Origin of the sequence: Methylomonas aurea, from assembly GCF_024505045.1 — a bacterium.
GTDB lineage: Bacteria > Pseudomonadota > Gammaproteobacteria > Methylococcales > Methylomonadaceae > Methylomonas > Methylomonas aurea.
Map to the genome: position 1 here is coordinate 1 of NZ_JANIBM010000065.1, position 9,090 is coordinate 9,090.

The following is a 9,090-nucleotide window of genomic DNA, read 5'->3' on the forward strand; positions in this document are numbered from 1 at the left end:
CATCATTTGTATCCTTGCGTTTTTTACAGAGGGTTTAGCCAATTGTTTACCGTAGTCATGCTACATGAAGATCAATACCCTACTTATCTAACATTTCATTTGGTGCAATATCCGGTACCGGACACCAAAGTTATGCCGAACTCGTGAATAACGCACAGTAACCTCTACTTGTCTTACTACCGTAGTAGCACTACATAAAAAATGTCCAATTTCAACTCAGATGTACCCCTGCTAAATTTTAGGACCTTCAACCTCCAAACGACAATTTCCCGCAAATTTAGGCGATATCAACTACTTACTCCGTAGTAGAACGACATAAAAGTAATGTTGGGGCGAGATCGAATTCGTTCTGTTTGATCCTCTTAACTTCGCAATTTTTTGTTGGTACGATTTAATCGATACAGATACCTTCTGTCCGGCACCGGACATTTTAACTAAGGATCACAACAAATCTCCGTAGTATTGCTACACATAAGAATTATTGAATCTTCTAAATTCAAGCTCAGGTAACCTCTGATGAATGCTCTATTCGTGAAGAATTAACTTGTAACCAATTGATTTTACAAGTACTGGAATTTGAGATATCGAATTTTCGTAGGCCCCAAGTTCTACTTTGTCTCCGTAGTGTCGCTACATTAAGATACTTTCTAACCCCTTCAATTGAGCTCAATTTGCTCCTATGTGAATTAAAATCAACAAGGTACGTACTCAATAAAGCTCGATGAAGTATAAAATTTCAATTTCTTTCTCCGTAGTAGGGCTACATGAAGGATATGCTTAATTAGCAGGCTGTTGAAAAAATGGTTGATATACGTTTGCGCAGTGACAAAATTGACTACATATTGCTGACTGTTGCAAAGAATGCTACTAGATATAGACTCCCTAAAGTGCCAAAGATACAAATTCAACAGCCTGCTAACCCAAACTTAACGAACCTTTATTTCACCGTAGTTTCAGTACACGAAGAAAGCAACTGAGCAAAATTGGCAAGTGACTTCTTCTAGTTGATAAGATTTTCACCCATACAAGGATCGAAAATCAGGAGTCTATATTGGCTGCCTTCGGTACCCCTAGCCATCAGCGCCAATTTGGCTTTGACCCCGCAGGTGGATTAAAGCATTGTATCTCGCACCACACGACGATGTTTGGCGAGCCCCTAGTTTTCACAACCGAAAGTCCGCCCGGTGCTATTCCTTTCAGAATTTACTTTAACTTCGCTCGCTCTCGCTTTGCTTTCCTGACAAATTGGTGAAAATTGTGGCCAATTAGAGTGCTTCCGCCATCTTTATAGTTACTTTATGCGACAGCTAATATGCCGCGATAGTGTGTATGGAAGGGCTGCAGGTTCATAAACTGCCCAACGAACAGGGAAAGCGCGTTAGGGCCAGACACGGCTAACCGAGATCAATGCTGATATGAGTTCCAGCGACAATTGAGCAAACTCGCTTGGTATAGCGGACAGTTCAGAGTTCCACCCAAAAATCCGCTGGAATTATTCATGTTGGGCCCGTGTCGCCAAAGAGAATGGGCTAACTCAAGCGCAATTGAGGTATGTGAAATAAGATTTGAGGGTATCTGGTTGGCGCAATCAATACACTACGGGTAAGACATGCCGGATTAGCTAGTCCGGAGATTTCTCGTGCGATTAGGGTGTTAAGCCAAGAACCCAGTGTAGTACTCCGGCTGTCACAGCCGGACTGCCACGGGATGCTCTTTCCTTCAGGCTGGTGACGACGTCAAATTTGGGCAGAAATGTAAGAAATTCTTAAGTCAAAATTTTGTCCGGTACCGGACACTTCTACAGTTGATAACGCTCTTACTCAGTATTTCGAATAAATTAAGTATTTGTTACGTGCATTGAAAATTGTCCGCGAGTAGCGAATAGATGGTCAATAAAGCTTTGAAACACATAACATATAACCTATGCCCTTATCTGTTTGAAGTTAACGGAAGGATTTAATGTTTGGCAGATTCAGAAATCTTATGACTAGAGCAGTCCTTGAAAAGTGGATATCGCCATTCATCCTGTTTTTATCTAGATGGACAAAGACTAAGCCATATCCACTACAAAGAGATGCTATTTAGGTGGGATAAAATGTAAATATTCGTTAATTTAATTCTTCCGTCGTCTTGAAAATTCAAGGACAAAAGGTTCACTTCTTCCTGTACCGTGTATGACAAAATCGCACCAATCAAACTGGTCACGAAGTTGCTTTAATACTGCTTCCATACGCGGACGTAAACGGGAGCGATCGCCATGCCAATGGATCACATCTGCTATGTACTCAAGTTCTTTTTTATAATAGTTACCTTGGGTGCAAAGGAAACGATAAAGTGCCCTACCGTTTGCTGAGGATATCTGCCTGCGCATTTTCCAGTTATGGAAGGTCGCCTGTTCCTTAAGCCACTTAACCATAAGCGGTGAGAATTGGGCAAATATCAACCCGTCTTCTTCATAAGCTCGCCATTGAATATCGACAAGTCTGATCGTTTGACCATCCCAACTTTCTCCAAGGTATAAATCCTTTTTTCGTGTTTCCAGTTCGATGCTGACGTGAGCAAGCCTTCTTATTGATTCAATAGTTGCTTTGTAATTCAGACCCGAATCATTGATACCAAGTTCTTTATTGATCTGCCCTACCGTTGCAATCATAACCTGTACAGTTAGGTTTCCCCGCTCATCGTTAAGCCATGATGAATCGTTAAGAGGAACTGGTAGTTTTGATCCCTGCCCAATTAAGCGCCTACCCGATAACTGAAGCATTGCGAATAGAACGTCTTCATCCTCGATAGTCACCGGTGGTCCAAAACGTCTACCCCGACCAAATGGCGTTTCAAACGCGAATGCCAAATCTTTATCTAGCATGTTGCGCTGACAACGTGCTGGAATGGGAACAAAAATTGGTAAACGAGCTAAAAGAGTTGGGATGGCATTCGTGTCTGAAACAGACAATGAAGTGAATAAACCCAATTGCTCTGCTTCTAGCAAACGTGCATCAGCAGCCTTCACTAACTTTCTACCGATACCCTTTATTTTTTTTCGATTTTCAACAGGCAGCGTATGTGTAGCTTCTTCGACTATTGTGTTCATCGTCGCTAAATCAATTGCCTGTTCTTTTTCAGCATCGAATAAATCCTTTTGCCGTTGTTTCGACTCCGCATTTCGCTTAGCAAGGAAGCTGTCCATTTTTGATTGCGAAGCTGCCATTCATAACTCCAATATAGGTCTCAAACGGTATATCTAGTAACAAGTATGATCGTAAAATACTAATTGGTCAATGTACAATACACTAAGCAGTGTGGTACTATCAAGCGTATTGTACAGTTAGGAATAGAACTGTCCGGTACCGGACACTTAGGAAACGACTCTAAAAGATAGGGTGAAAGCAAAATGGCAGCAGAACAGATCACAAATATACCCGATTACGCAAAACTGAAAGTACTTACAATCGGTAATCATAAAGGCGGAGTAGCAAAGACAACTTTGTCAAAATTACTGACAGAGTACAGCGTCCGTGAAGGGAAACGAGTTCTGGGCATTGATATTGATCCACAATGCAATTTCTCCGCAAGATTTGTACAAATGACAGAAGACGGCGGTACGCCACCTTTTCATCCAAATTTTGATCCTAAGGATCCGACTTGGGATGAATTACCGTATGCACCCCCAGGATATTGGTCAATAGCAGAATTTTTCCGATTGGGATACGCAGAGCCTTACCCCACGGACCACCCTACTCTAAGTTTTATCCCATCACACAAAAGAGAATTGACATCATTTCTAGAGCAAGTTGAGAGGAATAGTATTCAAGAAGCCGTTGTGGAGCATATGAGGGCTATGTTGTCGATGGAGTATTACCAAGACGAATTCGATCTCGTCATTGTCGATACCCCACCCCAAACCTCCGCATTAACAGCATCTGCAGCGCGTGCAGCCACCCACTTATTAATACCGACAGAAATGCAAGAAGACTCCGTTGCTGGCATGGCTGATATGGCACAACTATGGCAAGCCGAGAATCAGGTGCGCGATACCAATAAATTACAATTGGTTGGAATCCTGGCAACAAAATACGATCCACAGTCAGCTGCCCAAAGAAAAACAATGGAACAGCTAATTCAGAATGAAGTATTAGGGGACAAGTTAATTTACCCACCAATGCGTTATTTACAGACATATGCTAATAGTTCTTCAACCTTTGCGAACCCGCGCTCACTCTTTGAGATGCACGAAAATACACCAGCTCGAAATGAGGCAGAACAATTTTGCAAAGTAATTTTTGAGAGGATCTTCAAATGAACGAAGAAGGACTACCCAGAAAGCCGGGGCTTTTAAAAAGAAATGCAGTAGGCGTACAACCTGGTACGATCTCAAAAGTAGCCGCGCAAATTGCGGCAGCTGAAAATGCAAAACAGCAAGAGTACGAACTACGGCAAGTACCGCTGGCAGATATTCAGCTATGGGAAGATCAGCCAAGGACATTTCATTTAACGCTTAGTGACATCTATCGTGGATATATCCAAGAGGATGATCCGTATCGAATGAACAAAACCGAGGAGTTGGAAGGCATTATCACTTTGGCGATGAGCTTAAAGGAATTTGGTTTGCTTAATCCACCAATTGCATTTGCATTGCCTGGAAAACACGTTCAGTTAATGGGTGGGCAACGTCGAACGATGGCTGCTATTTTTGGTTTATTTCATCTGGAAACCATCATAGATGAGCATGAAAATAGGGTTCATGAGTTAACAATCAATCCGGAGCCGGATTTAACCCTCTTGCATGTTGAACGAATTACCGTAAAAGTATTTTTGCGTAAACCACAAGCACAAACGGTAGAGCGCCTGGGTATCATCGATAATGTTCAACGCGATGATTTATCTATTGGTGACAAATTACGATGGCTGATAAAGTTCTCAGCGCATCAAGAAGAGAAGGGAAGGGCGGTCCGGTGGCGTGATTTGGTTGATACTTTAGGACTTTCGAGATCACAAGCCTATGAATGGATGAACGTAGTCCAAACGCGAAATGATGAATACGTTAGACAGGTCATACAATTCGTTATTGAGGGAAACGCATCGTTTACCAGGTTACTGGAATTAGCTAAAGCGGACTCTCACCAACGAGCTCATCAGTTTCGCCTATGGTTTGGTGAAAGAGGAGGGCGTGGCAATACGGCAAAGGTTTCCCTGGGACACACCACAAATCTAAATGCGTTGAAATCGTTGGTTCTAGCTAACGTCGACGACGATCATTTGGAAGAGTTCAAGGCTCTAAATTGGGATGATCCTAAAAGTGTAAAGAAAGCCTTTGCAACATTTTTAGACTATTGGATAGAAAAAAATGGCTGATGTTCGTCCCCAGGGTATCAAGGCAAATGCATCAATTAGGAAAGTCACAGTAAAGCTACCAGCAGCACTGAAATTGTCGTTACCAGCCAAGATATTGGCAGATGGTTATAACATGCGCCAGAAAAGTAAATGGGTTGTCGAAGCAATACAATCCTTATTAGCAAAGAATGGATGGGAAGGGGCCTTGCTTTCCGAATTGGTTGTCAAACCAAATTCACAAGATGTATTCAGTATTCCAGACGATTTAGTTGCCAAAATCAATATGGAAGCTCATCGAGTAGCATTGCAGAATCCCAGTCTTAATGCCAATCAATCTACAATTATTCGGGCGGCCATTAACAGGCGATTACTAGGCTTTTTCCAAAAGCCTGAATGACTATGTATTTAGTTTCATCCGAAACATTCGTTTACAAGAAGATCGGCAATAAGTGTAGGTGATGAAGTGCATTGCTTTACTCTAGACCAAATCTGTTGAGCTACTTGGAAGAGGGGATGTATTAAGGTTATTAGAAATAACTATAAAACCCTATTATCTTCGCAAAGGGGTAGGGCATGGCCAACGTAGCACCCACAATGTTTGAGATTTTGTTAGAGCGACAACATTCATATACCGTTGAGCGCATGGCCGAGGTCATGGTGCCGCGATTCCACCATCTCAACGACTGCTTAAGAAAGCTGCTATGCTTGTGAGAGCACATAGGGCTGTACTGAAAAGTGGTGATTAGTTCACTGCCGCCAAAATCGCGCAACTGGCAGGATTGAGCAAACAAACTCCGACCGCTCAGCCCAATAAATAGAAAACCAGGGAATGATTTTTGCAATAAACCATGGCGGCGTCGATTACTTTCCGGATTACGGGCGGGACAGTGCGGAAGGCTTTCGGCCAATAAAAATCATTGGAATCTTTAAAGGCCACAAGGACAGCGGGGCAGTGGCATACTGGATTCACGCGGACAACAGCTTTTTGGGGCAATCGGCCTCTGGATTTGTTGGCGCCGGAGCGGGTTGCCGAGGCTGCCATAGACGAGGTTCAGGAACTGGCGCATAGTTAATGGAGGAGCTTCTCCGTTACCTGTCGATGAGGAAAAGTTTCTCATACCCAGTCTACAAAGCAGCTTCATGTTACGGTCATCTCGCTTACGAAGGGTGAGGTTTTCCACCGGCTCCATCGAAGAGACAATTCGATCCGGACATACATGGGAATGTGCGTTTTAGTCCGATTCAAGATAAATCGTGTAAACCTATCCCCGTGCTGTAAGGTGGGACGACGAGAGTGATTCACGATGTAACTTACACACCAGGTTTTAAGAACTTCGATAGGGGCAAGTTAGTTGACCAGGTTCATTCAACCGTTGTGGTCAATCAGTAGTTTCAACTCATCGATACCGAGAAGGACCAATATCCGGCCACACGAAAGTGTGCCGAGGCCTTCCATCATCACTATCCACAAATCCAAGGGTTGTGCCGGATATCCAGGCAAGACGAGTCCACACGCGCTGTCGTGCATTTTGGTAATGGCATTCCTGGCAACGTAATTAAGTTGGAAAAGAATTCACGCAGTTTGTTGGGCGACGCCGAAGCTTACGACACACAGCTAGGACTAGCCGATCGAATAGGTAAAAGTGGCCCCATTCGTTTGAACAGCGAAACCGGAATTTAAAGTGAAATCCCTGCCATGGTTTAGGCAGCCAACTTGAGGCTTGGCAAGCCATCGTTATACGCCTGTTGTGGCGTTTTTCGTTCCAAACTGGAATGCGGTCGTTCGTGGTGTACCACTCGAAATAATCCAGAATTGAGGCGCGGGCTTGACCGACTGAATCCTGAACGTGCAGGTAGACTCGCTCGTATTTGACAGATCGCCATAGCCTTTCCACCAAGACATTATCCCGCCAGGCGCCGCGACCGTCCATGCTGAGCTGGCAGCACTTGCCTTTCACGGCATCGACAAACGCCTTGGCGGTGAACTGGCTGCCTTGGTCGGTGTTGACGATGTCCGGCCTGCCGTAGCGCTTGAAAGCCTGCTCCAACACATCTACCGTATGACAGGCTTCCAGGGTGATCGCGACCTTGGCGGCCAGGACCTTACGAATCGCCCAGTCGACCACCGCCGTTAAATACGCAAACCCTTTGGCCAGCGGGATGTAGGTCGTATCCAGTGCCCAGACCTGATTGGCACGGTCGATGGTCATGCCGCGCAGCAAGTAGGGATAGATGTCGTGACCGGGCGTCTTCTTACTGGTATTGGGCTTGCAATACACGGCCTCGATGCCCACGCGCTTCACTTGTGCCCTGTGGGTATCAAGGTTTCACATGCTTACGACCGACCTCGATGCCTTGCCGATCGAGCTGATCCCGCAGTTGGCGAGCACCCATGAACGGGTGCTTCAGGTGCAGTTCGTCGAGTCGGCGCATGATGTCCAGATCGCGCTCCGAAACCGGCTTAGGCAGATAGTACACACTGCCGCGACTGATGCCTAATAGCTCGGCCTGCCGACCAATCGGTAGTTGGGATTGACGGTCGATCATCGCTTTGCGCCTTGTGCCCTTTGGGTATCAGCAATCCCGCCTTGGTGAGCGCGCCCTCTACCCAAAGGGCACAAGTAAAACATCGTTCTCCAAGGTCAGTTGGCCGATTTTCGCGTGTAGGGCTTGTAGATCGACGGGTGGCGATTCGGGCTCCGTGGGCTTTCCAAACACCTCGGCAGCCCGCTCGCTCAGTTGCTTCTTCCAATCAACAATCTGATTTTGATGAACCTCAAACTCCTGGGTCAATTGGGCCAAGGTTTTATCGCTAGCCAAGGCCGCTAGGGCAACTTTGGCTTTGAAGGCCGCTGAATGTTTTCTTCTCGGATTTTGGGACATCTTCTGCTCCGTTTCTTTGTCCTTGCGGACGTTCAAAAGTAGCAGGGTTTTTCACTTAACCGACTGTTCAATTTTTTGGGGCCGGCTCTGATAAGAGGGCTTTCACATTTATTCGGAGTAGCCGGAGCTAAATTGGTCGTTAAAACGGGGGAGGGGCGCAAAATTCTTTTGATTTTCACTTGGTTATAAGACTACTTAAATAAATCAAGGTTTAATATAGCTACTGCTGATAAGGATAATAATCAGCAGTAGCCATTAGTAATGGTTTTTTATTTCAGTGAAACACTGAATAAATTATTGATTATTTATGTCTAAAAACGTCTGGAAGCCATGGCGACCGCGGGAAACAGCCAATCACGCGGGCTTGAGCGAAAGACGATTTAACTGTCGATAATGCGCTGCCCGAATCCGCCCGGAAAAATCGCGACATTAACTGCAGAAACTAAGCGAGCAGTGAGTTGCGAATCGCCGCAAACCAGCGAAAATCGGACGATTTCAACCAAGTGAAACGGTTGAAAATGACAGCACTTGCAAAATTGGATGACAATGCCACGTCAGCCGTGGCTTAGCCACGATAGCTGATACAAAGCCTGCTCGTTGGCTTGGTTAATGAGACTAAATGCATTTTGCCAGCGGGTTTTTGCATGCACGAACTGCGTGGTTACATCGAACTGGTGGTGATTTGCTGATAATGTGCCGTATTTATCATCCTGATGACCCTTCACAGGTTATATTTGGCGCATTATGGCGGGCGTTACAACCTTAAGGACGCATTATGGGCATACAAGATCGAGACTATTACTGGGAAAGACATCAGGCGGCATCAAAAGTAAACGTTTCTGACTTCGACAAGTTGCCCCGACACCGTCCACAACG

Annotated in this window: 4 protein-coding genes and 1 pseudogene; 3 read left to right on the top strand and 2 right to left on the bottom strand. The window is 45.0% G+C overall.

Translation table 11 applies throughout. The features are described from left to right. Positions 1–2,113 precede the first annotated feature (2,113 nt). On the bottom strand, positions 2,114–3,208 hold the full coding sequence (locus NP603_RS21410) for a hypothetical protein (protein ID WP_256612898.1): 1,095 nt from the start codon (positions 3,206–3,208) through the stop codon (positions 2,114–2,116). 183 nt (positions 3,209–3,391) lie between these two features. Between NP603_RS21410 and NP603_RS21415 the strand changes: the two genes are divergently transcribed. Genes NP603_RS21415 through NP603_RS21425 form a run of 3 tightly spaced genes read left to right on the top strand, consistent with a single transcriptional unit; the run spans position 3,392 to position 5,728 of the window. Continuing rightward, positions 3,392–4,300, top strand: a complete 909-nt coding sequence (locus NP603_RS21415; protein WP_054758465.1) for a ParA family protein — start codon at positions 3,392–3,394, stop codon at positions 4,298–4,300. After that, the gene (locus NP603_RS21420) at positions 4,297–5,352 is read left to right on the top strand and encodes a ParB/RepB/Spo0J family partition protein (RefSeq protein WP_256612899.1); all 1,056 of its coding nucleotides are present in this window, start codon (positions 4,297–4,299) and stop codon (positions 5,350–5,352) included. Before NP603_RS21415 ends, NP603_RS21420 begins: the two co-directional genes overlap by 4 nt. Continuing rightward, a complete protein-coding gene (locus NP603_RS21425; RefSeq protein WP_221054697.1) occupies positions 5,345–5,728 on the top strand; it encodes a hypothetical protein in 384 nt (127 codons plus the stop codon). The genes NP603_RS21420 and NP603_RS21425 overlap by 8 nt, the downstream gene beginning before the upstream one ends. Positions 5,729–7,032: 1,304 nt before the next feature. On the opposite strand, the pseudogene NP603_RS21430 reads toward NP603_RS21425, so the two are convergent. Continuing rightward, positions 7,033–8,214: pseudogene (locus NP603_RS21430) on the bottom strand (IS3 family transposase). Positions 8,215–9,090: the final 876 nt, after the last annotated feature.